This window comes from Sinomonas sp. (genome assembly GCF_051955515.1).
Classification (GTDB): domain Bacteria; phylum Actinomycetota; class Actinomycetes; order Actinomycetales; family Micrococcaceae; genus Sinomonas.
On the sequence record NZ_JBQCGQ010000050.1, the window covers coordinates 28550 to 54155 of the forward strand.

General features: G+C 68.5%; 24 protein-coding genes. 4 read left to right on the forward strand and 20 right to left on the reverse strand.

Translation table 11 applies throughout. The features are described from left to right. Positions 1–105: 105 nt before the first annotated feature. The 7 genes from ACTHL9_RS02910 to ACTHL9_RS02940 form a co-directional block, all read right to left on the reverse strand. Positions 106–1899 (reverse strand): DEAD/DEAH box helicase, encoded by a 1794-nt coding sequence (locus ACTHL9_RS02910; RefSeq protein ID WP_440517187.1) that lies wholly within the window; start codon positions 1897–1899, stop codon positions 106–108. After that, positions 1896–3284 (reverse strand): MFS transporter, encoded by a 1389-nt coding sequence (locus ACTHL9_RS02915; RefSeq protein ID WP_440517189.1) that lies wholly within the window; start codon positions 3282–3284, stop codon positions 1896–1898. The genes ACTHL9_RS02910 and ACTHL9_RS02915 overlap by 4 nt, the downstream gene beginning before the upstream one ends. Positions 3285–3311: 27 nt before the next feature. Further along, on the reverse strand, positions 3312–3629 hold the full coding sequence (locus ACTHL9_RS02920; RefSeq protein WP_420821022.1) for a DUF3039 domain-containing protein: 318 nt from the start codon (positions 3627–3629) through the stop codon (positions 3312–3314). A 46-nt stretch (positions 3630–3675) separates the two neighbouring features. Further along, a complete protein-coding gene (locus tag ACTHL9_RS02925; protein ID WP_440517191.1) occupies positions 3676–5253 on the reverse strand; it encodes a transporter in 1578 nt (525 codons plus the stop codon). After that, a complete protein-coding gene (locus ACTHL9_RS02930; RefSeq protein WP_440517193.1) occupies positions 5238–6035 on the reverse strand; it encodes an ABC transporter ATP-binding protein in 798 nt (265 codons plus the stop codon). Before ACTHL9_RS02930 ends, ACTHL9_RS02925 begins: the two co-directional genes overlap by 16 nt. 7 nt (positions 6036–6042) lie before the next feature. Next, positions 6043–7047 (reverse strand): co-chaperone YbbN, encoded by a 1005-nt coding sequence (locus ACTHL9_RS02935; protein ID WP_440517195.1) that lies wholly within the window; start codon positions 7045–7047, stop codon positions 6043–6045. Positions 7048–7135: 88 nt separating this feature from the next. Then, a complete protein-coding gene (locus tag ACTHL9_RS02940; protein WP_440517196.1) occupies positions 7136–8875 on the reverse strand; it encodes a hypothetical protein in 1740 nt (579 codons plus the stop codon). Between the two features lie 169 nt (positions 8876–9044). Here ACTHL9_RS02940 and ACTHL9_RS02945 point away from each other — a divergent pair, with 169 nt between their 5' ends. Continuing rightward, positions 9045–10298, forward strand: a complete 1254-nt coding sequence (locus ACTHL9_RS02945) for an AI-2E family transporter (RefSeq protein WP_440517224.1) — start codon at positions 9045–9047, stop codon at positions 10296–10298. 45 nt (positions 10299–10343) lie between these two features. Here the strand turns inward: ACTHL9_RS02945 and ACTHL9_RS02950 are convergent, their stop codons facing one another. After that, positions 10344–11138: an alpha/beta hydrolase gene (locus ACTHL9_RS02950; protein ID WP_440517198.1), complete on the reverse strand. Its 795-nt coding sequence runs from the start codon at positions 11136–11138 to the stop codon at positions 10344–10346. An 18-nt stretch (positions 11139–11156) separates the two neighbouring features. Continuing rightward, positions 11157–11513 (reverse strand): ATP/GTP-binding protein, encoded by a 357-nt coding sequence (locus ACTHL9_RS02955; protein WP_440517200.1) that lies wholly within the window; start codon positions 11511–11513, stop codon positions 11157–11159. A 33-nt stretch (positions 11514–11546) separates the two neighbouring features. Between ACTHL9_RS02955 and nucS the strand changes: the two genes are divergently transcribed. The 3 genes from nucS (at position 11547) to ACTHL9_RS02970 (ending at position 14080) form a co-directional block, all read left to right on the forward strand. Further along, positions 11547–12248, forward strand: a complete 702-nt coding sequence (gene nucS, locus ACTHL9_RS02960) for an endonuclease NucS (protein WP_440517202.1) — start codon at positions 11547–11549, stop codon at positions 12246–12248. 44 nt (positions 12249–12292) lie between these two features. Then, a complete protein-coding gene (locus ACTHL9_RS02965; protein ID WP_440517203.1) occupies positions 12293–13561 on the forward strand; it encodes an N-acetylglucosamine-6-phosphate deacetylase in 1269 nt (422 codons plus the stop codon). Between the two features lie 315 nt (positions 13562–13876). After that, the gene (locus ACTHL9_RS02970) at positions 13877–14080 is read left to right on the forward strand and encodes a cold-shock protein (protein WP_138413153.1); all 204 of its coding nucleotides are present in this window, start codon (positions 13877–13879) and stop codon (positions 14078–14080) included. Between the two features lie 102 nt (positions 14081–14182). On the opposite strand, the gene ACTHL9_RS02975 is transcribed toward ACTHL9_RS02970, so the two are convergent. From ACTHL9_RS02975 to atpB, 11 genes are all read right to left on the reverse strand, one after another. Then, positions 14183–16729 (reverse strand): phosphatidylglycerol lysyltransferase domain-containing protein, encoded by a 2547-nt coding sequence (locus tag ACTHL9_RS02975; RefSeq protein ID WP_440517205.1) that lies wholly within the window; start codon positions 16727–16729, stop codon positions 14183–14185. Beyond that, on the reverse strand, positions 16726–18057 hold the full coding sequence (locus ACTHL9_RS02980; RefSeq protein WP_440517207.1) for an alpha/beta hydrolase: 1332 nt from the start codon (positions 18055–18057) through the stop codon (positions 16726–16728). The genes ACTHL9_RS02975 and ACTHL9_RS02980 overlap by 4 nt, the downstream gene beginning before the upstream one ends. 6 nt (positions 18058–18063) lie before the next feature. After that, positions 18064–18495 (reverse strand): DUF2550 domain-containing protein, encoded by a 432-nt coding sequence (locus ACTHL9_RS02985; RefSeq protein ID WP_440517208.1) that lies wholly within the window; start codon positions 18493–18495, stop codon positions 18064–18066. 9 nt (positions 18496–18504) lie between these two features. After that, positions 18505–18786, reverse strand: a complete 282-nt coding sequence (locus ACTHL9_RS02990) for a F0F1 ATP synthase subunit epsilon (protein ID WP_440517210.1) — start codon at positions 18784–18786, stop codon at positions 18505–18507. A gap of 1 nt (position 18787) precedes the next feature. Then, positions 18788–20239, reverse strand: a complete 1452-nt coding sequence (atpD, locus tag ACTHL9_RS02995; protein ID WP_440517212.1) for a F0F1 ATP synthase subunit beta — start codon at positions 20237–20239, stop codon at positions 18788–18790. A gap of 64 nt (positions 20240–20303) precedes the next feature. Continuing rightward, positions 20304–21194 carry a F0F1 ATP synthase subunit gamma gene (locus ACTHL9_RS03000; protein WP_440517214.1) on the reverse strand — a complete coding sequence of 297 codons (891 nt, stop codon included), beginning with the start codon at positions 21192–21194 and terminating at the stop codon, positions 20304–20306. Positions 21195–21279: 85 nt separating this feature from the next. Further along, entirely contained in the window at positions 21280–22917 is a 1638-nt protein-coding gene (atpA, locus tag ACTHL9_RS03005) for a F0F1 ATP synthase subunit alpha (RefSeq protein WP_440517216.1), read from the reverse strand. Positions 22918–23010: 93 nt separating this feature from the next. Further along, positions 23011–23841: a F0F1 ATP synthase subunit delta gene (locus ACTHL9_RS03010; protein WP_440517218.1), complete on the reverse strand. Its 831-nt coding sequence runs from the start codon at positions 23839–23841 to the stop codon at positions 23011–23013. Beyond that, positions 23841–24389 (reverse strand): F0F1 ATP synthase subunit B, encoded by a 549-nt coding sequence (locus tag ACTHL9_RS03015; RefSeq protein WP_440517225.1) that lies wholly within the window; start codon positions 24387–24389, stop codon positions 23841–23843. Before ACTHL9_RS03015 ends, ACTHL9_RS03010 begins: the two co-directional genes overlap by 1 nt. Before the next feature lie 56 nt (positions 24390–24445). Further along, positions 24446–24664, reverse strand: coding sequence for an ATP synthase F0 subunit C (gene atpE, locus ACTHL9_RS03020; protein WP_440517219.1), 219 nt, complete (start codon positions 24662–24664; stop codon positions 24446–24448). A 66-nt stretch (positions 24665–24730) separates the two neighbouring features. Beyond that, entirely contained in the window at positions 24731–25534 is an 804-nt protein-coding gene (atpB, locus tag ACTHL9_RS03025) for a F0F1 ATP synthase subunit A (protein ID WP_440517220.1), read from the reverse strand. Between the last annotated feature and the right edge of the window lie 72 nt (positions 25535–25606).

The window sequence follows — 25606 nt, forward strand, 5'->3', positions numbered from 1 at the left end:
GGCAACCCGAGGCGCACCCTGCAAAGGTGACGGCACAACCGAGGCGCACCCCGCAAAGGTGACGGCACAACGGGAGGGGGATCTCGGCGCAACCCCTAACGGCGGTCAGCCACGGCCGATGAACCACTCCTGGAGCTTCTTGAGCCGCGCACGGAGCTGCTCCTCGCTCGCCTGGGCCACGGCGGGACCGCCGCAGGTCTCGCGGAGCTTGGTGTGCACCACGCCGTGAGGAGTGCCGGTGCGAGCGCTCCACGCCGACACGTTCTTGGCCAGCTCGTTCCGGAGGTCCATGAGCCGCCGATGGTCGGGGACGCCGGCCGGCGACGAGGTGGGCACTCTGCGCCGAGAAACCTGCTCCTGCTGGCGCTGCCGCAAGAGGGTCGCGACCTGATCCGCGTCCAGCAGCCCCGGGATGCCGAGGAAATCGAGCTCCTCGTCCGAGCCGATCTCTCCGCCTGTCCCGAACTCGCCCCCATCGAACAGCACCCTGTCGAACGCGGCCTGCGACTCGAGCGCCTCGTATTTGCCCTTCGTCAGCGTGTCGGAGGCCTTCTCCTCCCGGTTCGCCTCGTCGACGAGCGACTCCTCGAGGTCCATGAGGCCGTCCTCGTCCGACGACGGGCGGTCGAGCGCGTGGTCGCGCTCGGCCTCCATCGTGTTCGCGAGCGCGGTGAGCTGGGGCACGGAAGGCAGGAAGACGGACGCGGTCTCCCCCCGCCGTCGTGCGCGGACGAAACGCCCCACCGCCTGCGCGAAGAACAGGGGAGTCGACGTCGAGGTCGCGTAGACGCCGACGGCTAGGCGCGGCACGTCGACGCCCTCGGACACCATGCGCACGGCGACCATCCAGCGCGCGTCGCCCTCGGAGAACTCCTCGATGCGGCTCGAGGCCTTCGCATCGTCGGAGAGGATGATGGCGGGCGACTGCCCCGTGATCTTCTTCAGCTGACCTGCGTAGGCGCGTGCGTCCTCATGGTCGGTGGCGATGACGAGTCCTCCCGCGTCGGGCACGGTGCGCCGGACCTCCGTGAGGCGCCGGTCTGCCGCGGCGAGCACCGCCGGGATCCACTCACCCTGCGGATTGAGGGCCGTGCGCCACGCTTGAGCGGTGATGTCCTTGGTCACTGCGGCCTCGCCGAGGGACGCTGCCATCTCCTCGCCCGCGCTCGTCCGCCACCGCATCTGGCCCGAATACGCCATGAAGATCACGGGCCGAACCACGTGGTCGCGGAGCGCCTGACCATAGCCGTAGCTGTAGTCGGCCTTCGACCGTCTGATGCCGTCCTTGTCCTCGACGTAGTCCACGAACGGGATCGGCGACGTGTCCGACCTGAACGGCGTTCCCGTGAGGGCAAGCCGCCGCACGGCGGGGTCGAAGGCCTCTCGCAGGCCGTCACCCCACGAGAGCGACTCGCCGCCATGGTGGATCTCGTCAAGGATCACGAGGGTGCGGGCAGCCTCGGTCTTGGCGCGGTGGAGGAGCGGTTTGCTCGCCACCTGCGCGTAGGTGACCGCAACGCCGCGGAAGTCCCGACCGTGCTGGCCGTCCGAATTCTTGAAGTTGGGGTCGATCGCGATCCCCACCCGCGCTGCGGCATCGGCCCATTGGCGCTTGAGGTGATCCGTCGGCGCCACGACGGTGATCCGGTTGACGACGCCACGTTCCAGAAGGGTGGATGCGATGCGGAGCGCAAAGGTGGTCTTTCCCGCGCCAGGGGTTGCGACCGCGAGGAAATCCCTCGGTGCTTGGGCGAGGTACCTGTCGAGGGCCTCCTGCTGCCAGGCACGCAGCTTCGGCGCCGTGCCCCAGGCGGCCCGCTCGGGATAGGCAGGGGGAAGCTGTGGGGCGGCGGCCGAGCTGGAGGAGTCTGGGCTGCCGCCGAAGAGAGTGTCGGTCATGCGCGATCCGCCTCGCGGGCGGGCGACGGCGTTCGCGTCCTCGTGGCGGCGACCGCGGCGAGGAGCGCGGAGACCGCCAGGACCAGGACGAGAAGAGTGAAAACGCCTGTGCCCGGGGTCCTGTCCGGGTTGAGCAGCAGAGAGTACAGCGTTCCGGCTCCGGCGGTTCCAATCACTCCACCGAGCATATCGGCCAACTGGAGGGAGGCCGAATTCCTTCCGCGCGCCGCGGCGTCGCTCAGTTCGAGGACGAGCACAGAGGTCGTGGACATCGACAGCCCCATGCCCATTCCCGCGAACGCCCACGCGAGCGCGAGGAGGAGCGGCGCAGCGTGGGCAGAGACGACCGCCGCGACTGAGAGCATGCAGCCGAACAGCAGGGCCCCGCCGACCACGAGGAACATGGGGCGCGGAAGCCAACCCTTCGTCTGGGCGAAGGACCCCGCTGTCCAACCGAGCGCGCCGCCCGTGAGCGCGAGGCCGGCGATCGACGGCTCAAGCCCGTAGCGGTCCACGAGCATGAGCGGGATGAACGCCTCGGCGCCAAAAAAGGCGAGCGTGAGCAGACCCCGAACGACGACGACGGCGGGCAGCCCGCGTGCGATGCGGAGGGATCCCGGCGGGAGCAGCCGCGGGACGGTGGAGACGACAAGGGCCAGTCCGGCGAGTCCCACGACGCCGAGCACTGTCGGGGTGAGGGCGTCGCGCAGCGCCGGATCGACCCACGACTGCGCGGCCCACTGAGCCGCGGCGACGCCGATGGCGAGGCCGGCGCCCAGGAGGGCACGCCGTCGTCCTTCGCCCGAAGCCATCGATTTCTCCTCAGGCGCCCGCAGACCTCGGACCCGCGGCCACATGAAGATCACCGCAGCCACGACGATCGGGGCGACCCCGAAGAAGACGGGCCGCCAGCTCACGTGCTCGGCCAGCAGGCCCGAGACGTACGGTCCCACGAGCGAAGGCACCACCCACGCCGCGGAGAACCAGCCGAACACGACCGGCTGCAGCGCGCTCGGGAGCGCCTGGCCGATGATCACGTAGACGGGAACGATCATGAAGCCGGCCCCGGCACCGGAGACCATCCGCCCGAGGGTGAAGGCGCCGAAGTCCCAGGCGCCGCCACACAGGATGAGCCCCACGCACATCAGCCCGAGGCCAGTCAGGAGCGACGGACGCGGACCCGAATGGTCACACCACGGGCCGGCCGCGGCCGTCGCTGCGAGCGAAGCGGTCAGGTAGAGCGAAAAGGCGAGGCCGTACGCCCGCTGCCCTCCGAGGTCCGCGGCGACCACCGGCATGGCTGTGGTGACGGCCATGGCCTCGAAGGCGCTGCACGTGACGATCGCGAGGAGGCCCACCACCAGGCCGCGGTAGGGGCGGGACATGACACCTCGGGCCCCACCCGAGGCCACCTAAGCGTCGTCGCCGTTGTTGTTGCCGTCGTTGCCCGGCCGAAGACCCTCGTAGATCTCCTTGCAGGTGGGGCAGACGGGGAACTTCTGCGGGTCCCGTCCGGGAGTCCAGACCTTGCCGCAGAGGGCGACCACGGGTTCGCCCGTGAGGGCGGACTCCATGATCTTCTCCTTGCGGACGTAGTGGGAGAAGCGTTCGCGGTCACCCGGTTCGAGCTCCTCGCGGACCTCCTCACGCTCGATCGTCGTCGTCGAGCCCGAGGTTGAAGGATCCCGCGGATCGTTCGCGTATGGATCGTAGGGGTCAGCTGTGCTCATGGATTCCATGCTAGCAACGGGGGCCGACAGCGCGGCGGGAACTCGGTCAGCCCGCCCTCACGAGCGCCGCGTAGACCTCGGGACCCCGCCGGTCCAGCCAGACTCCCCCGAGCTGGATGCCGAGCCAGAAGAGCGCCCCCCCGAGCACCGCGCCCACGGCGAGTCCCGTCCAGCCGTAGCCTCCTGCCCCCGTGGTCGAGGCGAGGGCCACCAGCACGATCTCAGGCAGCACGAGGACGCCCAGCACGATGAGCCCCACGAACTGCACCACGAACGTCTGAGCGGTATTGCCGGCAGGACGCTTGAAGGGGCTCTCCCCCGGCAGCGGCACTGTCACCGTGAAGCGGGCCGAGACGACCGATGCGAGGCCTATCCCGCTCAACAGCACCCCCACGACGAGGCCCAGATAACCGGGAAGGAGGCTCCAGCGGCCCGAGATGGCAAAGGGGACAAGCGCAACGGCGAGCGCGAGCGGCAGTGCGAACGTCAGCAGCGCGAGCGCTCTCCCCCACCGGTCGTCGCGACCGCGCACCCCTGCCGAGAGGTGGAGCGAGAACGCGGTGGAGTCGTAGGAGATGTCGCTGGCCAGCGACCAGGCCAGGAGGAATGCGGCGAAGGGGCCCGAGAGGAGGAAGACGTCCGACTGATGCCGCTGCAGGGAGGAGAAATACAGGATGATCGGCACGAGGGGAACGATGATCAGCGCGGTCCCGTAGCGGGGATCGCGCACCCAGTAGGTGAGGGCCCGGGCCGCGATGGCGCCTGCGGGGCTTGCGGGCATCACGCCGAAGAGCCCCAGGCCCCGGCGGCCGCTCCGTGCCGAGGGCGCGGCCCGGCCCGACGGTGCGACGAGGGCCCGGCCGAGGGCGCGAGCCCAGCCCCACACGGCAAGCCAGAGGGAAGCCGCGGCGATCGCCAGCTGAGCGAGGGCCTCGAGGCCGTGACCGTCGGCGAGGGACGCCGGCGCCGAAAACGCAGCGCCGAGCGGAGTCCACGCGAGGACGGCGGCGAGCCCTCGCAGGGCGTCGGGGTTCGTCTCCATGCCGCGGACTGCGAGGGCGATGATCGGTCCGAGGAGCACGAGCGGGACCATCATGGCCATCCGGCTCGCCTCCCGGAACCGGCGGGACGAGGCCAGATCCGTCACCGCGCTAGCGACCAGACGGCTCGCGCTCACGCACAGGCCGAGCGCCAGGACCGCACCGACCACAGCCACAGCGAAGGTGCCTGGGTTCCTCGACCAGGTGACGGTAGAGGCCGCGAGGGCCACGGTGGTGCAGACTCCCGGGACCCCGATGAGTGCAGCCACCGATTGCCCCACGACGAGGCGCGAAAGGGGAATCGGGAACAGCGCGAAGCGCGAGGGGTCGAGCGTGAGGTCCACACCGGATACCAGAATGGGTGCCAGGGTCCATCCGGCGAGGAGCGCGGAACCGCCGAGCACCACGATCTGGCCGGCGACAGCCACGTCGGCGAGGCGCAGCGCGATAAGCCCCACCACGGCGAGCAGGAGGACGCCGAGACCGTAGAGGGCAGCGATGATGAGGCCGATAAGCTGGCCCACGCCGCGGCGCAGCCCATTGCGCAGGAGCACGAGCTTGAGGGTGATCAGGTGTGCAACCATGAGAGGCCCTCCGTGGGCCCATGGCCCCCGACCAGTTCGACGAACCTGTCCTCAAGGGTGGAGCCGGCACGAACCTCGTCCACGGTCCCGGCGGCCAGGATGCGGCCTTGGGCCACGACCGCGACGTGGTCGCACATCCGCTGGACCAGGTCCATGACGTGGCTTGAGACGATCACCGTCCCGCCCGAGCGGACGAAGTCCGTCAGAATGCCCCGGATGTTGGCCGCCGAGACGGGATCGACGGACTCGAACGGTTCGTCCAGCACGAGGAGCCGCGGCGCGTGGACGAGCGATGCGGCCAGGGCGATCTTCTTGGTCATGCCGGCGGAGTAGTCGACCACGAGCGTCCGCGCATCGCCCGTGAGGTCGAACGCCTCGAGCAGATCGCGCGTCCGTCCCGCGACGGTCTGTCGGTCCAGACCGTGCAGAAGGCCCGCGTAGGTGATGAGCTGTTCGCCGCTGAGCCGGTCGAAGAGCCGCACACCGTCCGGCAGCACCCCCATCAGGCGCTTGGCCGCGAGGGGATCCTTCCAGACGTCCACGCCGAGGACGACGGCGGTTCCGTCGTCCGGGCGGAGGAGCCCGGTGGCCATGGAGAGGGTGGTCGTCTTGCCGGCGCCGTTGGGGCCGACGAGACCGAAGAAGGACCCCGTCGGCACTTCGAGGCTGATGCCGTTGACGGCGGTCTTCCCCCCGAAGGACTTGACGAGCCCACGCAGCGAGAGCGCCGAGCCCGTGGGGTATCCCGATGCTGGCGCGACAGGATAGCTGGGCAGAGTCATGGCCGCGTCAGAAGAGGACCCGCGCGAGCTGCTGGCGGGCCGAGCTCACGCGCGGGTCGGTGGCGCCGATCACCTCGAAGAGCTCAAGGAGCCGCACCCGCGCGGTTTCGCGCTCGGGACCGAAGTTCCGGCTGATGAACCCCACGATGCGGGAGAACGCGTCCTCGACGTGGCCGCCCACCACATCCAGATCGGCGACCGTGAGCTGTGCCTCGAGATCGTCAGGAGACTCGGCTGCGGCCTTGCGCGCCCGCTCGGCATGGTCCTGCCCGAGCTTCTCGACCCGGGCCATGAGGTGCACTTGGGCCAGCATCGCCTTGGCCTCGTGGTCGGCCGGGTACTCGGCGAGCTCTTTCGTGAGCGCCTCCTCGGCGCCGGCGTAGTCGCCGTTCTCGAGCGCGTCGTACGCCTCCTGCAGGCGCGGCGGAAGCGGCGGCTCGGCCTGCTCGGGCGTGGGGCCGCCGTCGACCGTTCCGGTGACCCCGTTCGCCTCGGCGACGCGGAGCAGCTCGTCGAGGAGCTGGCTCACCTGCGCGGGCGCCGCCGCTCCTTGGAAGAGGGGGATCGGCTGGCCCTTGAGGAAGGCGACGGCCGTGGGCACCGCCTGGATGGCGAGCGCCTGGGCGAGCTGCGGGAACGCTTCGATATCGGCAGTGCTGTAGGCGATCCGACCGCCGTAGCCGGCTAGCTGGGCGACGAGTTCGTCGCGGACCCGCTGGGACTCGGGCGAATACTGCGCCCAGAGGAGGACGAGCACGGGCACGCGGGCCGAGAGCTGGACGAGCTCGGGGAAGCTGGCCTCGTCCACAGCCAGTGCCTGGGACGCCTGCCCTTCTGGGGCGGGTGCGCTCGTGCCGTCGGCACGGGCGCCGCCCGCGGTGTCCGCGGTGGGATGCGTGGCGTGCTGCGGCGGCGTGGCTGTAGCTCGCGCCTTGAGCGCCGAAAGGTCGACGGCGCCCCGGAGGCTCATGGACGGCAGAGGGCTGGGCTGGCGGGAACCGGGAACGCTCATGCCTCAACCATAATGCGAGAGGCCGACAGCGCGAGGGGCGGACGGCACGTGCCGCCCGCCCCTCGCGCTCGGGAGCTCCTCGCAGGGATCAGCTGACGCTCGCGCCCACCAGATTGCGGGTCGCGCCCACCAAGGTGAGCTGCTGCTTCCCTCCCGCCGGCGGGATGTACAGCGCCACGGATTCGCGGAACTGGAGCGACATCTTGGTGGATGCCTCCTTGCCCCCCGCGAGCGCGGCGGCGTCCTCGACGACCGTGAGCTTGTCGCCGTCGGCCTTCGGGGTTCCGTCGATGGTGAAGTCGAGCGGGGCGATGAGCAGGGCTCCGCCGTCCGCCGTCCGGTAGGCCACCGCGTCATTCGCCGTGGGGTTGTGGGTGAAGGTCAGGTTTCCGTTCGGGCTGGCCTTCACGATGTCCGACTCATAGCCGAGGGTGTCCTTGATGTAGGCGTTCTCGGGGATGCGGTCCGCCCACGCGTCGGGGGTCGTCAGCCGGTCGCCGAGGCCGCGCAGTGCCTCGGCCGGGCTGTACGCGAGGCCGGTCTTCGCGTCGAGCGGCACCTGCTCGGCGCCCGCCTTGAGGGCGTTGGGGAAGGTCGAGCCTGGAAGGAGCGGCGAGGCCTCGACGAGCCGGTAGTTCGCCCGCGCATCGTCCTGGCGCAGCGTGAGGATCTGCGGCGTCGTGTTCCCGTCGCCTTGGGTCACTGCGACGACGGTCCGCGGCCAGCTGCGGGCAACCGTCACGACGCTTGTGAGGAGCCGCGAGCTGCGGACCGGGGCGAGGGCGGCAGCGGAAGCCACCGAGGCCCGGATCTTGTAGTTCTGCGTACGGGCCAGCAGCGCCGATTCCGCGACGCGCGGCTCAAGCTTCTTGGAGTCCTTCGCCTGATCGCCCGCGGCGACGGCGTTTGCCACCTGGTCCAGGATCCGCTGCAGCTGCTCGTCGGTGACGACCTTCTGCTGTGGCGACGGCGACTGCGGGGCCGCCGTCGAACTCGCCGAGCCGGAGGGCGACGCGCTCGATGCGGCAGACGGCGTGGGCGCAGGCGTTGTGGCGGCCTGGGCTGCAGCGGCTCCACCCGTCAAGGCGAGGACGACGGCGGCAAGCGCCGATCCGGCTCGCGTCGCCCCGGCGGGGCTCACCGCGCGGCGCTCGGCCATCGGAGTGGTGCTACCGCCGCTGCCGGGTTCAACCGAGGTCCGTGGACCGCCGGCAGAGCGGAGCGGTGAGCCAGGCCAACGACCGCGGAGCACGATCAGCGCGGCGCCGGCCAGAAGCAGCAGGATGCCGAGGACGACGAGCGGAACCGCCCAGGGGGTGGTGGCGTTGCTCGGCCAGGTGACGGTGATGTCATGGGGAGCAGGCTTGGTGCCGTCGGTTGCGAGCACAAGCTGCCACGCGCCGTCGTCCGGCAGATCCCAGTGGTAGTCCAGGGTCCCGGAGGCACTTTGGCTCGTGGCAAAGGTGTCAGCTCCGGCGGGCGAGGGAGCGGTCGGATCGCCGGCCGTGTAGGTCGCGGTCAGCTGCTTGCCGTCCGCGGACCCGCCGTCGATCGTGGTGTGGGCCGTCTTGCCGACCCACGCGGCGACGTCGTCCGGCCGACCCGCGGCCAGGACGAAGTTGCCGTCGCCCTTGATGGTGACGTCTGCTTCGCCTCCGCGCAGATTGCGGAGCTTCGTATCGATGACGGTCAGCGGGGCAGCCTTGGTGTCGGCCGGCAGAGTGGCCGTCACAGTAGTAGGAGGCGCCCAAAAGGTCAGCTGGCCGATGCCGGCCACGAGAGCTATCAGGCCCAGCAGCAAGAGTGCGGCTGCGGTCTTGAATCGCACGGAAAAATACCTCGGGTAGGGGAAATCGAACACTCAATGGTAACCAAATCGTGACCTGAAGGCCGAGTCGGCGTCTCAGTGGGCCCTCACACGCCCGTAAACGCGCGGCTGGTAGGGTGGCCGCAGGTCTCGTGGGAGGGCAGTGGCTGTGGCAGACGAACCCAGCGGGATGGCGGCCGGTTCGGCTGCGGAATCCGGTGGACAGGGCGAAGGCGAGCACGTTCGGGCCGCCCGACGGTGGGGGCAGATGCGGTCCTTGGCGAACCGGCTCCGCGGCCCGTTTCCCGGCGCACAGCCACGCGTTCGATTCCAGATGCCGCCGCTCCAGGAGCTTCCGAGCGAGCCCCTCCCTCCTGAGGGGGACTTCGGGCGCCCGGGACCGCGCATGTCCCCCAAGCATCCGATCTACGTCGGCTTCATGGGAACCGTCGGCGTCGGCATCGCCCTCGGGCTGTTCTATATCGCGCAGCACACCACTCAGCTGCTCGTCTGGATCCTCGGCGCGCTGTTCATCGCCCTCGGCCTCGACCCCGTGGTCCGCTGGCTCGAGGGCCGGAGGGTGCCGCGGGCGGCGGGCATCACCATCACGCTGCTGGCGCTCCTCGCGGTCTTCGCGGCCTTCTTCGGCACCCTCATCCCCACGCTCGTCGACCAGATCGCGCAGATCGTCAGCGCGTTCCCGGACTGGATCAACAGCATCGTCCAGTCGGACTGGTACAAGAGCCTCGACGAGCAGTTCGGCATCAAGCAGCGCGTGACTGACGAGCTGCAGAAGTTCGGGCAGAATTCCGAGGCCGTCTCGAACGTCTTCGGCGGCGTGCTCGGGGTCGGGACGACGATCGCGAACTCGGCGTTCGGCGTCCTTGTGGTCCTTGTGCTGAGCCTGTACTTCCTCGCCGCTCTGCCGGCCATCAAGACCTGGGCCTACCGGCTCGCGCCGCGCTCGCGGCGCGTCCGCGTGGAGGCACTCTCAGAGGAGATCACGCGGTCCGTGGGCAACTACGTGATCGGCCAAGTCTGCGTCGCCGTGCTGAACGCCACCTACGCGTTCATCGTCATGTCCATCCTGCGGGTGCCGTACGCCGCCCTGCTGGCCTTCGTCGTCGGGTTCCTCGCCTTCATTCCGCTCGTGGGCGGAGTGGTGGCGGGCACCGCTATCGTGCTGGTCGCGCTCACCGAGGGCTGGCAGGTGGCCCTGGTGCTCGCGATCGCCTACTTCGCCTACCTCCAGTTCGAGGCGTACTTCGTCTCGCCGCGCATCATGCAGAAAGCGGTCGCCGTGCCGGGCCCCGTGGCCGTCATCTCGGTGATCGCCGGCGGAAGCCTTCTTGGCGTCCTCGGGGCCCTCATCGCCATTCCGACCGCCGCCGCGGTCATGCTGCTCATCCGCGAGGTGTTCATCGCGCGGCAGGATCAGCACTGACCGGCGGCCGGCGGCGGATTCAGGACGCTTCCCGAGGCGGGTCGGTCAGCTCGCCGCGATAGCGACGGGCCCCTCCCACGAGGTCGGCAGGGGCTGGTCCTCGTTCCCCGTCACCGTGGCGACGATCTCGCCGAGGACGCGCTGGACGAACTTCTCCCCCACCCAGAGGTGCTTGGCGCCGTCGACCCCCACGACGCGAGCCTGCGGCACCGCCGCAAATCGCTTCGCGGCCTCCTCGGGGCGAAGGTAGTCATCGTGCTCGGGCACGAGCACCGTGAGGGGCTTGCCGGAGGACGACCAGGCTGCGAGGTCCGCGTCGCCTGCCCGGTGCAGGGGCGGCGAGAGCAGGATCCCGCCCTCGATCTCGGGCTCCACTGGGGGAACCGCACCGTATTTGAGGGCAAGCTCCGTGCCAAAGGACCAGCCGACCAGCCAGCGCCCCGGCAACCCGCGGCCCACCGCGAAGCCGACCGCCGCTTCGACGTCGGCTCGCTCCCCCACGCCTTCCTCGAAGAGCCCTTCGCTCGTGCCGCGAGGGCTTGACGTCCCCCGCGTGTTGAAACGGACGACGGCGATCCCCGCGAGCGCTGGAAGCCGGAAGGACGCTTTGCGGAAGACGTGCGAATCCATGAACCCGCCATGGGTGGGCAGCGGGTGGAGGGTCACCAGCGTTGCCACGGGATCCCGGTCCACCGGGACCGCGAGCTCCCCCACGAGCGTCAGGCCGTCGTCGGTCTTCAGCTCGAAGTTCTCCCGACAGGCCGGGAGCACAGTGTTCGCGCGGATCTCGGCGGGCGAAGCGGGCTGGCTGAACTCATAGGACGCGGGGTCGAAGGGCATGCTCCCCAGCCTAGGCGCTCAGCGGTACTTGAACCGGCGGGTCCGCCAGCAGTGCGTGTGCCAGTGACGGCGTTCGGCGATGCCGGCTTCCTCGCCGAAGAGGTGATCGTCCGCCCACACGACCAGATGCGCGACGCCCGGTGGAATGGTCCGAGAGCAGCCCGGGCAGGTGTAGTCCTTTGCGGCGTTCCTGGTGGTCACCTGACGGACCCGCCACTCGCCGTCGGGCGCTGACTCGAGGCGGGCGAAGCCTGCGAGCACCCGCTCGAGGTCGAAGTCCTCGCCGTCGTCGTCACGGCGCTCCCCTGCGCCGCGCGGGGCCGTCGACGGCCTTCCTGCACGGCTCGGACGACGGGGGTGGTTTGAGCGGGGCATGGTCCCATTCTCTCTTGGCGGTAGAGTGCTCGGGTGCGACTTGTCATTGCCCGCTGCTCCGTGGACTACGAAGGCCGCCTCAAGGCCCATCTTCCCCTCGCGACCCGACTGCTCCTCGTCAAGGCCGACGGCTCGGTGCTGGTCCACTCGGATGGCGGCTCCTACAAGCCGCTCAACTGGATGAGCCCGCCCGCCACGCTGCGCGTGACGGCGGCCGAGGACGTGTCCGGGGCTCTGGACGAGGGCGTCGTCGAGCAGTGGACCGTCCAGTCGGCGAAGACCGACGACCGGCTGATCGTCAACATCCACGAGCATCTTCACGATTCGAGCCACGAGCTCGGCGTGGATCCCGGCCTCATCAAGGACGGCGTCGAGGCGGATCTGCAGCGACTTTTGGCCGAGCAGATCGAGACGCTCGGCGACGGCTTCACGCTGATTCGGCGAGAGTACGCGACCGCGATCGGCCCCGTGGACATCCTCGCGCGGGATGCGAAGGGCGGGACGGTCGCCGTCGAGCTCAAGCGGCGCGGCGACATCGACGGCGTCGAGCAGCTCACGCGGTACCTCGAGCTGCTCAACCGCGATCCGCTCCTTGCCCCAGTGCGCGGCGTCTTCGCCGCTCAGCAGATCAAGCCCCAGGCACGCGTCCTCGCGACCGACCGCGGGATCGAGTGCCTGACCCTCGACTACGACGCGATGCGCGGGGTCGACGACATCGACTCGCGCCTCTTCTGAAGCTCGCCCCCAGCGGCAGTGTGTGCCTCGCCTATCATCGTCGTATGACTTCGCCGGACGCGCGCCAGCCCCGCCTCGTTGCCCGCGGGCGAATTGTGACCGACGGGGAGGCGGTCGACGACGGATTGGTCGCCATTGAGGGCGACCGGATCGTGTATGCGGGCCCAGCGGGCGAATTCGACGCGGCAGACGAATTCGGTGCGGCTAACGAATTCAGCGGAGCCGAGGAATTGAAAGTTCCCGAGGGGGCGCTCCTGCTGCCTGGGCTCGTAGACCTCCACTGTCACGGCGCAGCGGGCGGGGATTTCCCCAGCGCCGACGAGGACGCCGCGCGCCAAGCCCTCGATTTCCTCCATCGCTCCGGCACGACCACCCTCCTCGCAAGCCTCGTCGCGGCTCCGCCGGAAGAGCTTCTGCGCGGCATTCGGCTCTTCGCGAGGCTCGATGGCGAGGGCCTCGTCAGCGGCATCCACCTCGAGGGACCATTCCTCTCGCCGACCCGCTGCGGTGCCCAGAATCCAGATTTTCTGCTCGAGCCGGACGTGGGTCTCGCCCAGGAGCTCATCGAGGCCGCCGACGGCAAGATGATGACGATGACGTACGCCCCGGAACTGCCGGGCGCGGACACCGTCGTCGACCTGCTGATCGAGCACGGCGTCACGCCCTCGCTGGGGCACACGGACGCGGACGCCGCCACAGCGGAGGCCTCGCTTGCCCAAGCGTGCGAGGAGCTGGACGAACTGGCCGCGGCGGGCTTCGACGACCAGGAGGCCGTCCCCACCGTCACTCACCTCTTCAACGCCATGCCTCCCCTCCTCGCCCGCGCACCGGGCCCCGTCGCAGCCTGCCTGCGGGCCGCTGCGGCCGATCGGGCCGTCGTCGAACTCGTCGCCGACGGCGTCCACCTCGATCCGGCGACGGTCCGCATGGTGTTCGACCTCGTGGGCGCTGGCAACATCGCTCTGGTCAGCGACTCCATGGCGGCCGCGGGGCTCGGCGACGGGCGCTACACCCTCGGTGGATCGCCGGTCACGGTCCAGGACGGTGTTGCCACGTTGGACGCAACTGGCGCTATCGCCGGCGGGACATCCACGCTGCTCGACGTGGTCCGCCACACCGTGGGGGCGGGTATCTCCGTCGAATCGGCCGTTCGCTCGGCGACAGCAGTTCCGGCCGCCGTGCTCGGCCGGTCGGACGAATTCGGAAGTCTGCGGCGCGGCCTCTGCGCCGACCTGGTGGTCACCGATTCTGAACTGCGCCTCGTTGCAGTAGTGCGCAAGGGGAATACGCTCACGCTGCCGGTCAGCTCTTAGTCCGTTCCACGCTCGGCTTAGTCCCTTCCACCTGCCCCGCCGGTCCGATTCAGAAATTGTTTGCTCGAAATTGGTGCATTGTCTTTCAACGGCATTGACCGTGCATGCGGGGCATGATTGGCTATAGGCAGTCTTGAGTAGTCAGCAGTATCTGTGAGCTAGCAGCCAGTTCAGCTAGCAGAGTTGCTCGCAAGACCGTTGCGAGCGCGAAGCTCCTGATATCCAGTGCGTGTCAGGTTCTTCCCGCGGAGTAACTGGGCGCCCCGCAAGGAGCGGGGAGCCGTCGATCGGCAATCCACAGGAGAATCAGGAAATATGGCACAGGGAACCGTGAAGTGGTTCAACGCTGAGAAGGGCTTCGGCTTCATCACCCCCGACGACGCTGATGGCGACGTCTTCGTCCACTACTCGGAAATCAAGTCGAACGGCTTCCGCACGCTCGAGGAGAACCAGCGAGTCGAGTTCGAAATCGGCCAGGGCGCCAAGGGCCCCCAGGCGACGGGTGTGATCGCGCTCTGATCGAGCCTGCCTCACAGGAGGGCCCCGGGGTTCACCCCGGGGCCCTCCTGTTTGTCACAGCAGCCTTGTCATAGAAGGGAACATTTGTGACTGTTCTTGTCACTAATCGGCTGAACCGACGAGGCTCCGCAACAAGCGCATGCGATGGCGCATGGTGAGGCCCGGCAGGTAGGCCTCGGCCAAGGCGCGCCCGATCGCGGGCAGCTGCAGAGTGTCCTGGTAGTACATGTAGAGCGCTCGATACTCGGGCTGGAAATGAGATTTGAAGCGGGCCAGCGAACGGAAGCCATAGATCGGTTCGAGTGCCTGTCCGGTTGCTTCGAGAATGCGGCCCAGCAGTTCGTCCTCACCCTCGACAACCGCGCGCTCGCCCGCGGGATCTGCGGCAAGGGGTGAACCCGAAAGGGAAATGGTGTCCACGGACGAGCGGAGTTCCGCAACGGCCGACGCCACGAGGAATTCCATGACTCCCGGGAATCCGTCCGGGCTCCGGCGCATGAAATCGAGCGTCCAGCTCACCACATGGCCTTCCCTGTAGACGGGCAGCCAGCTCGTCGCCCCGTGAAGGCGGCCCCCGCCGTCCACAGCGAGGCAGAGCAGCACCTCGGGATCCCTGAGCTCGTCCAGGCCACCGAGAGTGAAGCCCATATCTGGCAGCGCCTTGCGCGCCGACCACTCCTCCGACAGGATGTGCAGCTGGGAACGCCGGTGGGTGCTGAGGGCGGCGTAGCGAGCCCATTCGGTACGGACCCCCAGCTTGCGCGCGCGGTTCACCGCCGTCCGGACGTTCTGCCAGTCTTTGCCCTTGAACTCGAGTTCGCGGATTCTCAGGCGGGTTTCCTGGGCCACCTCGACACGCCGGAAGCCGCGCTCTCTCAGCAGCGGCCAGTGCTCGTCCGTGACCGAATAGAAGCACGGCACGAGCGCGTGGTGGGAGCAGTAGGCGATGAACCCCTCGAGCACATTCGGCCACCTGCCCGGCGCTCCGATCGGACCGCCGACCGACAGCGCGACGCGGCCATGCTGCTGGAAGGCGATTCCCGCCGTCGCCTGCTCATCGAACCAGAAGCGGTTGGGCGGCCACAGCGTCATCCAGGAAAGGCTCCCTCCCCCGCGGTGGACGAGCCGCCGGGCCAGCTGGAGGCTGTCGTCGCGGCGGCCCAGCGTCTGCTGGCCGCGGAGCACCGCGAAGCTGACCGCGACCAAGGCGGCGGCCCAGACCACGAGCCCGCTGTAGGTGAACAGCCACAGCTCCAACCCATCCCGGTTTCGGAAGAGCGGGCCATAGCTGACGGGAATCGGCGACGGAAGATACTGGCGCACGATCTCCTCGGCGAGGCTCCAGAGCCCGCCCGGCCGCGTCAGGCCGCCGTCCCGAAACCACAGGATCACGTACAGGGACACGAGTCCGCCGACGAGCACCGCCCCGGCGAGCTGGAGCCGGCGGCGCATTCCGCGAGCCGTTTCGACGGGGAACAGATCTCGGTGCATCCACAGGACCACCACGAGCAGGAGCGCGACGAGCGCCACCGGGAGGAGATGGACGAAGCCCGAACCGAGGACGCCGAAGCGGCCACGCCCCGGTCGGTAGGGAATGCGGAGGAAGAGGCCAAGGTAGACGGCTGTGAGCGCGACCGCCGCGAGCTGGACGACGATCGCCAGCCGCAAGGCAACGGACCGGCCCCGCCGCAGGCCCTCCGCGCACACGAGCAGGATCAGGACAGGCAGGACCGCGGTCAGGTAGCCCGCCGGGGAGAGAACCGTGGGCTGACCGGCTTGCAGACACGCGACGTCGACGGATCCCCCGCAGTCCTGCTGCAGCTGTGCGAGCGCCGGAATCGGGTTCAGCACCATGTCCCTCACGAGCGCGAGCGGCCCACTCGGGCTCTGGCTGAGGGCCGTCAGAAGCGGTCCCACCGCCACCACGGCGACGCAGAGTGCGAGCAGATTGCGACGCTCGCGGATGCTGGGCAGCCGCAGATAACGATCATAGGCCGGCCCCCGGGACCACCATCCCGCCGCGAGCCCCACGAGGGCGCCGATGAGGCCCAGGACAGTCTCCGAGTGCCCGATGTACAGGACGAGCATTCCGGCGACGGCGAGGACTGTGGCCCGCACGCGGCGCCTCATGAGCGTCCCCAGCGAACTGCTCGCGGCCACCCCGCAGACGAGGGCCGCGGGGTAGGGCCCAAGGACGGGAACGTCCACCATGGACCCCAGCCAGTCGTCTCCCGACCAGTTGGCCAGCTGGGTCACGGCGAAGAACACCACGAGGCTGGCGAGCTGGCCGCCGAAGAACAAGGCCAGGGTCCGCCAAGGCCCCAGACTTCGCTCGGAGATCGGGACCAGCGCGGCCAGGACCACAGTTCCGGCAACATAGGCCAAAGGATTCGAGGCGAAGAAGATGGATGTGGCGAACGCCCACCACTGCCCCGAGCGCAGCGAGGCGATATCGCCACCGACCACGTCATACAGCTGCTGATTCGGTCCCGCGAGGATGCTGTCCGAGGCAAGCCCCACGGACCAGAACACGGCGACGAGGATCAGGGTGACCGGGTACCGGCCGAGTGCCGTGGTCCAGCGCGCCGTCACGTCACGCAGCGCGGCGCCCAACGCCTGGCCGCCTGCAGCGCGCGCGTCAGCCGTCATGGGTCGAGCCCCCAGCGCTGCGCGAGGAGGCTCATGCCCTCCAGCCATGTCTTCGCGATCATCTCCCACGAGTGGCCCTCGCCGTCCGCCACGGCGTGATGGACCTCCACTCCTGACGCGCCCGCGTGCTCGCCGATCACGGCGGCCTGACGCTGGAAGTCCTGGTCCCTCGACCCTGCGGCGAGGAAGAGGAGCAAGCCGTCATGGCGGCTCGCTGCGAAGAAGTGCGAGGGAACCTGGGAATCGAAAGCCGCCGCATCGCCGTCGAACGCCAGATCGATCGTCTTCGACCGTTCCTTGGCGAGCGCCGGCTCCTCCTCCGCCGCGAACGCCAGTGCACCCGAGACAAGATCCGGGTGCTTCGCGAGGAGCTGGACCGAGCAGGTTCCGCCGAACGAGAAGCCGCCAGAGGCCCAGCGATCCGCGGTCGTGGCGACGGTGAGGTGCGTCTTGATCCAGGGAATGACGTCCCGCACCAGATAGGTCTCCGCGGCTCCCAACTTGGTGTCCATGCACATGGTGTTGGCCGACGGACTGCCGAGCGGATCGACGACGACCGCAACCGGAGCAATCCCGCCGTGCTCCGCGGCGAAGAGATCGAGCTTCTCCCGGAGGCGCCCGCCGGAAAGCCAGTCCGAGGGGTTGCCGGGCTGGCCCGGCATCAGGAGCAGCACAGGAAGCTCGGGCCGCGTCGGCGCGAAGTATGCGGGCGGGAGGTAGATGTAGGCGGGGCGGGCCTTGAAACCCGAGACGGCACCGGGAATGGGGGCCGTGCGAAGGTCACCCGTGTGCGGCAGGCCCTCCGGAGGGCGGCTCCAGCGTCCAAGCGGGACCGAGCGCGAACCCGAGCGCTCGAGCGCGGGCTCCAGCTGGGCCACGTGAGCAGTCGACACGCCTGCGAGATCGGCGATGGTGCGGTTGAGACCGAAATAGGCGTTCACGAGCTGCCCCGAGAGCAGCACGGTTGCGGCAGCCGCGAGAACAGAGACCGCGCGCCGGCCCCATGCGCGCCGTGCCGCACCAAGCCGCACCAGCGTGAGCATGGCCAGCAGCAGGCCAAGGACCCCGAATCCCGACGCCGTGAGGACTTCGGCCGGGAGATCCTCAGGAAAGACATTGAGCAGGTCGACGAGAATCCAGTGAACCACGCCGGTCAGCACCACGGCGAGGACAAACGTGACAGCCATCAGGACCACGCCGCGCCGCCAGTCGCGATGGCGCCCCATGATCGCGAGGGCAAGGAGCGTGGTAGAACCGACTACCCCCAGAACCCAGCACGCGACGGCCACCGGACCGTCGATGATCCTCAGCTGGTACAGGGCGTCCATGCTCGATCAGCGCCACGTCCCCACGCCGATCACGGGACCGGCCTCAAGCCACGAGGCGAGGCCCGCGTAGGCGCGGAAGTCCATTGCGAAACGGACAAGGCTCCCCTGGTGGGTGAGTTCCACGATGACGACGTCGGCCTGAACCTTGGGCCGCTCGGCTTCCGTGGGCTTGCGGCGGCCTTGGAGGACAAGTGCGCTCCGGGTGAAGCGACGTTTGGGAAGCGGACTCAGGGAGAGGAGGTCGAACCACTCGAGTTCGGTGTCCTGATAACGGCAAACCCCCATCCGCCACGCCCCGGAGGACAGGCTGATGGAGGCGTCCACGGTGCCGAGGGTGCGCCGCAGAACGAAACGGCGCACCCCCAAGGCACAGAGCAGTCCTGCAAGGAGCAGGAAGACCACTGCCAGGACGATGAACGGAAGAGCAGAATCGTCCATCAACGAGGGCTAACGGGTCCCCGCGACTGACTCGCTGATCTGGGCATTGTCAGCAACGATCACCACGCGGTTGCTGTCCACCGAGAAGAATCCGCCGTCCGCGTCCACCGCAATCCGGTCGCCGGACAGCGGCTGGATCTCGATGCGGCCCTCGTGGAGAACCGCCAGGACCGGCGTGTGGCCGGGAAGGATCCCGATCTCGCCGTTGGCCGTGCGGGCCTTCACCATCTTCGCGCCGCCGGACCACACGAAGTGGTCCGCCGCCACGATCTCGACTTCGAGTTCAGCCATGCTACTTCGTCGATTCCTGAATCTTGGCCCAGTTGCGCTCGACGTCGTCCATCGCGCCGACGTTGAAGAACGCCTGCTCCGCGATGTGGTCGACCTCGCCGTCGCAGATGGCCTTGAAGCCCTCGATCGTGTCCTTGATGGAGACGGTCGAGCCCTCGACACCGGTGAACTGCTTCGCGGTGTAAGTGTTCTGCGAGAGGAACTGCTGGATGCGGCGAGCGCGGGCCACGACGATCTTGTCCTCTTCGGACAGCTCGTCGACGCCGAGGATCGCGATGATGTCCTGCAGCTCCTTGTTCTTCTGGAGGATCTGCTTGACCCGCACGGCCGTGTCGTAGTGGTCCTTGCCGATGTACTGCGGGTCAAGGATGCGCGACGTGGACGTCAGCGGGTCGACGGCCGGGTAGAGGCCACGCGAGGCGATCTCACGCGAGAGCTCGGTCGTCGCGTCGAGGTGCGCGAACGTGGTGGCCGGGGCCGGGTCGGTGTAGTCGTCAGCCGGCACGTAGATCGCCTGCATCGACGTGATCGAGTGGCCCCGGGTCGAGGTGATGCGCTCCTGGAGAACGCCCATCTCGTCCGCGAGGTTCGGCTGGTAGCCCACCGCAGACGGCATGCGGCCGAGAAGCGTGGACACCTCGGAGCCCGCCTGCGTGAAGCGGAAGATGTTGTCGATGAACAGCAGCACGTCCTGATTCTGGACATCGCGGAAGTACTCCGCCATGGTCAGAGCCGAGAGGGCCACGCGGAGACGCGTTCCCGGGGGCTCGTCCATCTGGCCGAACACGAGCGCCGTGTCCTTGAGGACACCGGCCTCGTCCATCTCGACCCAGAGGTCGTTGCCCTCGCGGGTGCGCTCGCCAACGCCAGCGAACACCGAGGTGCCGCCGAAGTTGCGCGCAACACGGGTGATCATCTCCTGGATGAGAACCGTCTTGCCCACGCCGGCGCCGCCGAACAGGCCGATCTTACCGCCCTTGATGTACGGGGTGAGGAGGTCGATGACCTTGATGCCGGTCTCGAGCATCTCCGTCGAGCCCTCGAGCTGGGCGAACGACGGGGCTTTGCGGTGGATCGGCCAGTAGTCGGAGGCCTGGATCTCCGACTCGTCGACGTCGAGCGGCTTGCCGAGGACGTTGAAGATGTGGCCCTTGACGCCGTCGCCGACGGGAACCGAGATCGGGGCGCCGGTGTCCTGGACCTTCGTGCCGCGGACCAGGCCGTCGGTGGCCTGGAGCGAAATGGCGCGGATGAGGTTGTCGCCGAGGTGCTGGGCGGTCTCGAACGTGATCGTGCGGGTCTTGCCATCGAGCGTGATCTCGGTGGTGAGCGCGTTGTACATCTCCGGGATCGAGTCCGCCGGGAACTCGACGTCAACCACCGGACCGATCACTCGGGCGATCCGGCCCGTCGCGCCGGCGGTGGCAACCGCTTCGGGGGCAGTGGCAGTCATGTCTCTCACTTCTCCAGTTAGGCGTGTAGTCAGTCTATTGAGTCGGCCGAAGCTCGGATCGGCCTCAGGCGTTCAGCGCGTCGGCACCGGCGATGATCTCGGTGAGCTCCTGCGTGATCTCCGCCTGGCGGGCGGTGTTGCGCAGTCGCGTGTACTTCCGGATCAGCTCCGTGGCGTTGTCGCCGGCGTTCTTCATGGCGCGCTGGCGGGAGGCCAGCTCGCTGGCGGCGGAGTCGAGCATGGCCGCGAAGATCCGCGACTCGATGTAGCGGGGCAGCAGCGCGTCCAGCACCTGCTCCGGCTCCGGCTCGAACTCGTAGAGCGGCAGGATCTCGCTGGCCTCGGAGGCCTTCTCCTCGACAACCTCGAGAGGAAGCAGCCGGATGACCCTTGCCTCCTGCACGACCATCGACCGGAAGGCCGTGTAGACCACGTGGATCTCGTCGACGCCCCCCTCCTCGTACGGAGCGCTGAACGCCTCGAGGAGAACGTCGCGGATCTCCTGCGCCCGCGAGAAGTCCGGGTTGTCCGTCTGGCCGGTCCAGACCTGCGCGTAGTCCCGGTTCCGGAAGTCGAAGTAGGCCTGGCCCTTGCGTCCGACGATGTACGTCGCCACTTCCTTGCCCTCCCCGCGGAGAAGCTCGGTGAGCGCCTCGGCCCGCTTGAGGACCGTTGCCGAGAAGGCGCCGGCCTGGCCGCGGTCCGCGGTCAGGACCAGCACCGCAGCGCGGCGGACGTGCTCCCGCTCGGTGGTGAGGGGATGGTCGAACTCCGTCGTCGAAGCGACGGCCGAGACGGCGCGGGTGATGGCGCGAGCATAAGGCAGGGAGGCGGCGAGACGGGCACGCGCCTTGCCGATGCGCGAGGTGGCAATCAGCTCCATCGCCTTGAACATCTTGCGCATCGACGACGTCGAGGCGATCTTCTGGCGGTAGACCCGAATCTGGGCACCCATGGTTGTCCTTTCCTCTCCATCGCTGCCCCGCGGGGCCGCGCTCCGGTCTGTCCGGCTCACGGCCCTACGCGGGCACCGACTGGAATCAGCGCGTCTGCTTGACGATTCGTTCCTGGTCGACTTCGCCCTCGGCGAGAGCCTGGAACTCCTCGTGGCCTGCAGCGACGAGCTTGTCGTCGCCCTCGCCGAAGAAGCCCTGCTTGAAGTCAGCGACCGCGGTCTTGAGCGCCTCGACCGTGTCGTCCTCGAGGACGTTGGTCTGGGCCAGCGTCGTGAGGATGGACGTGCGGTGCTTGAGGTACTCGAGGAACTCGCCCTCGAAGCGACGGACATCCTCAACGGGGACGTCGTCGAGGTGACCATTGGTGCCCGCCCAGATGGACACGACCTGCTCCTCGACCGGGAACGGCGAGTACTGGCCCTGCTTGAGCAGCTCCATGAGGCGAGCGCCACGCGTGAGCTGCTGACGCGACGCAGCGTCGAGGTCCGAGGCGAACATCGCGAAGGCCTGCATGTCGCGGTACTGCGCGAGGTCGAGCTTCAGGGTGCCCGAGACCTTCTTCATCGACTTCACCTGGGCGGCACCGCCGACGCGGGACACCGAGATGCCGACGTCGACCGCGGGACGCTGGTTCGCGTTGAAGAGGTCGGACTGCAGGAAGATCTGGCCGTCCGTGATCGAGATGACGTTGGTCGGGATGTAGGCCGAGACGTCGTTCGCCTTGGTCTCGATGATCGGCAGACCGGTCATCGAGCCGGCGCCCAGCTCATCCGAGAGCTTGGCGCAGCGCTCGAGGAGGCGGGAGTGCAAGTAGAAGACGTCGCCGGGATACGCCTCGCGTCCCGGCGGGCGGCGGAGGAGGAGGGACACAGCACGGTACGCCTCAGCCTGCTTCGACAGGTCGTCGAAGATGATGAGGACGTGCTTGCCGCCGTACATCCAGTGCTGGCCGATGGCGGAGCCGGCGTAGGGAGCGAGGTACTTGAAGCCGGCGGGGTCGGACGCAGGCGAGGCGACGATCGTGGTGTACTCGAGCGCGCCGTGGTCCTCGAGCGTCTGCCGGACGGCGGCGATGGTCGAGGCCTTCTGGCCGATCGCGACGTAGACGCAGCGGACCTGCTTCGTGGCATCGCCCGAAGCCCAGTTCGCCCTCTGGTTGATGATGGTGTCCACCGCGATGGCCGTCTTGCCCGTCTGGCGGTCGCCGATGATGAGCTGGCGCTGGCCGCGGCCGATCGGGATCATGGCGTCGATCGCCTTGAGGCCGGTCTGCATCGGCTCGTGCACGGACTTGCGCTGGGTCACGCCCGGAGCCTGAAGCTCGAGCGCACGCGTGGTCTCCGCGGCGATAGGGCCGAGGTCGTCGATCGGCTGGCCCAGCGGGTCGACCACGCGGCCGAGGAAGGCATCGCCCACAGGCACAGAGAGGATCTGGCCGGTGCGGTGCACCTCCTGGCCCTCCTCGATGCCGGCGAACTCGCCGAGGATGATCACGCCGATCTCGCGGACGTCGAGGTTCTGGGCGAGGCCCAGGACGCCGTTCTCGAAGCGAAGCAGCTCGTTGGCCATGACCGAGGGAAGGCCCTCGACACGCGCGATGCCATCGGCGGCCTGGATGACGGTGCCGACCTCGACACGCTCGGCCGTTCCGGGTTCGTAGGACGCCGCGAACTCGTTCAGTGCATCGCGGACGTCGTCGGCATTGATGGTCAATTCGGCCATCTGCAGTCCCTGCTCTCTACATCTCGTGGTCATCATCGGTGCAGTACTGGCTTTGATGACCGTCTTGTCTGGTTCGAAGTGTGCTGTGGCGCCTCAGCCGGCCTGGCCGGCCAGCTGGCGGCGCAGTTCGGTGAGCCGTGCCAGCGTCGAGGCATCGAGGACCTCGTCGCCGACCGTGACGCGGACGCCGCCCAGCAGCTGGGGATCGACCGTCGTCGTGATCTTGAGCTCGCGGCCGTAGAGCCGGTTGAGTCCCGTCTGAAGCCGATCGAGCTGGCTGTCGTTCAGCGGCCGCGCAACGGCGACCTCGGCGATCCAGCGCTGCTGGCGCCTGGCCGCGAGCGCTGCGAAGCGCTTGACGAGCTCGGTGGGCTTCAGGCCACGGGGATCGGCCACGGCCTGGCCGATCAGCACGCGCGCCTCCTCGGACGCACCCGGAGAGAGGCGGAGCGCGAGGGCCCGCTTCGCTTCCGGGCTCGCCTGAGGCTCGCTCAGCGCGGCCTGGAGCTCGTGGCTGTCCTCGATGTTGCGGTTGAACGAGAACAGATCGTTCTCGAGCCGCTCAAGGCCTCCCAGCCCGGACTGACCGCCCCGCTGCTCTGCGACGGCAATGGCCACAGTCGCTGCCAGGGTCTCGAGTGCATCGCTGATGTCCCGGGCATTCGCCCAGCGCAGCTCGGCCAGGCGCGACGCGATCTCGATCGCATCGTTCGAGGCTTTGCCCGCGAGGAGCCGCCGAACCAGAGCGGACTTGTCCGCGCTCTCGCGGGACGGGTCGGTCATCGCCCGGCGCAGACCGGGAGATGCGTCGACGATCCGCAGGATGCCGAAGAGCTCATCCGCCAGCGACAGCGAAGCTGTGGGCAGCTTGGTCTCCAGGTCCGCCAGCGCGCTCGCCAGCGATTCGCTCGATACTCCTGCCATTACTTCGCCGCACCTGCGTTCTGGGCTTCCAGGTCCGCGAGGAAGCGGTCGACCACACGGCTTGCGCGCGCGTCGTCGTCCAGGGACTCGCCGACGATGCGGCCAGCGAGCGTCGTCGCCATCGAGCCGACCTCGGTGCGCAGGGAGACGAGGGCCTGCTGGCGCTCCGCCTCGATCTGCGCATGGGCCTGCTCGGTGATCCGAGCTGCCTCGGCGGCGGCCCGCTCCTTGAGCTCGGCCAGGATCTGGGCACCTTCGGCACGCGCTTCCTCGCGGATGCGGTTCGCCTCGGTGCGGGCGTCGACCAGCTGCTGCTTGTACTCTTCGAGAGCAGCGGACGCCTCGGCCTGAGCCTTCTCCGCCTTGGCAATGCCGCCCTCGATCGCCTCAGCGCGCGCGGCGAAGGTCTTCTCGAACGCCGGCACGACGAACTTGACCACGATGAAGAGCAGGATGGCGAAGCCGACGGCGGTGACGAGCACCTCCCACCAGTTCGGCGCGAGCGGGCTGGCGCTCTCGGTGGCGGCTTGCACCACAAACTGATGCATCTTGTCCACCCCTCCTATCTACTGAAGTAGCTTGTTCTCGCCTCGGTCGGTCCGGCTCAGCGGAGGACGAACGCGAACACGAGGCCGAGGATGGCGAGCGCCTCGGTCAGGGCCAGGCCGAGGAACGCGAGCGGCTGGAGAACGCGCTGCGCCTCCGGCTGGCGGGCAACGCCGTTGATGTAGGCCGCGAAGACGAGGCCCACGCCGATGGCACCGCCGATGGCGGAGAGACCGTAGCCGATGAGGTTGAGGCTGCCGTTGATCGTGCCGTTCATTTTCTTCCTTTCAATCGCCCGCAGGCAGGTTGATGGGTTGGGTGCCCCCTCCGTGGAGGGGAATTCTCAGTGGGCGTCGGCCGCGACCGCGCCCTGGATGTAGATCGCGGTGAGCAGCGTGAAGACGTAGGCCTGAAGGACCATGATCAGGGCCTCGAGCATGTACATGGCGACCGCGCCGACGAGGACCAGAACGCTCATTCCCTTGAGAAGGACGTTCTCCTGCTCGACGAGGAAGGCAATGCCGGAACCCGCGAGGGCAACCACGAGGTGGCCGGCGAGCATGGTCGCGAAGAGACGGAGGCTGTGCGTCATCGGGCGGACCACGAAGTTCGAGATGATCTCGATCGGGACGACGATCGGCATGATGTACCACGGCACGCCCGAGGGAACCACGGCGAGCTTGAGGTAGCGGAGGCCGAAGCGCTTGAGGCCGACACCGATCCAGATGACGTAGACGAGGCCCGCGAGGAAGTACGCGCCGCCGACGTGAGACATGGTCGGCAGCTGGAAGAACGGGATCGCGCCGTAGATGTTGTTCACGAGGATGAAGAAGAACAGCGCGAACAGGAGCGGCACGAACGTCATGAAGTCGCGTCCGCCGATGACATCCTTGCCGATGCCGTTCCGCACGAAGCCGTAGAGCTGTTCGCCGAGGAACTGGAGCTTGCCCGGGACAAGCTGCTGCCTGCGCGACGCCGCGATGAAGAACCACGCGATGAAGACGACCGAGAGCACGACCAGCAGCATCTGCTTGTTGAAGCCCTCGTCGGCGCCCCACGGCAGGATCGCCGGGAGGTGCAGCTCTTCGAGTGTGGGAGGTGTGAAAGTGCCGCTGTTGTCAGCGGCCGGAAGCGTGAGCGGGGTCAACGCATTTCCTCTCTTGCAGTGTCCTTCGTCGGGCAGGTGCCGGGGCGAGTGGCTTCGACCCCCACATGTGAA

Excerpts from the sequence above, each read along its gene's own strand:
- ACTHL9_RS02980 (WP_440517207.1), bottom strand. The coding sequence starts at position 18,057 with ATGGACGCCCTGTACCAGCTGAGGATCATCGACGGTCCGGTGGCCGTC.
- atpD (WP_440517212.1), bottom strand. The coding sequence starts at position 20,239 with ATGACTGCCACTGCCCCCGAAGCGGTTGCCACCGCCGGCGCGACGGGC.
- ACTHL9_RS02910 (WP_440517187.1), bottom strand. The coding sequence starts at position 1,899 with ATGACCGACACTCTCTTCGGCGGCAGCCCAGACTCCTCCAGCTCGGCC.
- ACTHL9_RS02985 (WP_440517208.1), bottom strand. The coding sequence starts at position 18,495 with ATGGACGATTCTGCTCTTCCGTTCATCGTCCTGGCAGTGGTCTTCCTG.
- ACTHL9_RS02975 (WP_440517205.1), bottom strand. The coding sequence starts at position 16,729 with ATGACGGCTGACGCGCGCGCTGCAGGCGGCCAGGCGTTGGGCGCCGCG.
- ACTHL9_RS02915 (WP_440517189.1), bottom strand. The coding sequence starts at position 3,284 with ATGTCCCGCCCCTACCGCGGCCTGGTGGTGGGCCTCCTCGCGATCGTC.
- ACTHL9_RS02935 (WP_440517195.1), bottom strand. The coding sequence starts at position 7,047 with ATGAGCGTTCCCGGTTCCCGCCAGCCCAGCCCTCTGCCGTCCATGAGC.
- ACTHL9_RS02930 (WP_440517193.1), bottom strand. The coding sequence starts at position 6,035 with ATGACTCTGCCCAGCTATCCTGTCGCGCCAGCATCGGGATACCCCACG.
- ACTHL9_RS02945 (WP_440517224.1), top strand. The coding sequence starts at position 9,045 with ATGGCGGCCGGTTCGGCTGCGGAATCCGGTGGACAGGGCGAAGGCGAG.
- atpA (WP_440517216.1), bottom strand. The coding sequence starts at position 22,917 with ATGGCCGAATTGACCATCAATGCCGACGACGTCCGCGATGCACTGAAC.
- ACTHL9_RS03010 (WP_440517218.1), bottom strand. The coding sequence starts at position 23,841 with ATGGCAGGAGTATCGAGCGAATCGCTGGCGAGCGCGCTGGCGGACCTG.
- ACTHL9_RS03000 (WP_440517214.1), bottom strand. The coding sequence starts at position 21,194 with ATGGGTGCCCAGATTCGGGTCTACCGCCAGAAGATCGCCTCGACGTCG.
- ACTHL9_RS02920 (WP_420821022.1), bottom strand. The coding sequence starts at position 3,629 with ATGAGCACAGCTGACCCCTACGATCCATACGCGAACGATCCGCGGGAT.
- ACTHL9_RS02990 (WP_440517210.1), bottom strand. The coding sequence starts at position 18,786 with ATGGCTGAACTCGAAGTCGAGATCGTGGCGGCGGACCACTTCGTGTGG.
- ACTHL9_RS02970 (WP_138413153.1), top strand. The coding sequence starts at position 13,877 with ATGGCACAGGGAACCGTGAAGTGGTTCAACGCTGAGAAGGGCTTCGGC.
- ACTHL9_RS02950 (WP_440517198.1), bottom strand. The coding sequence starts at position 11,138 with ATGCCCTTCGACCCCGCGTCCTATGAGTTCAGCCAGCCCGCTTCGCCC.
- atpE (WP_440517219.1), bottom strand. The coding sequence starts at position 24,664 with ATGAACGGCACGATCAACGGCAGCCTCAACCTCATCGGCTACGGTCTC.
- ACTHL9_RS02965 (WP_440517203.1), top strand. The coding sequence starts at position 12,293 with ATGACTTCGCCGGACGCGCGCCAGCCCCGCCTCGTTGCCCGCGGGCGA.
- ACTHL9_RS03015 (WP_440517225.1), bottom strand. The coding sequence starts at position 24,389 with ATGCATCAGTTTGTGGTGCAAGCCGCCACCGAGAGCGCCAGCCCGCTC.
- ACTHL9_RS02955 (WP_440517200.1), bottom strand. The coding sequence starts at position 11,513 with ATGCCCCGCTCAAACCACCCCCGTCGTCCGAGCCGTGCAGGAAGGCCG.
- ACTHL9_RS02925 (WP_440517191.1), bottom strand. The coding sequence starts at position 5,253 with ATGGTTGCACACCTGATCACCCTCAAGCTCGTGCTCCTGCGCAATGGG.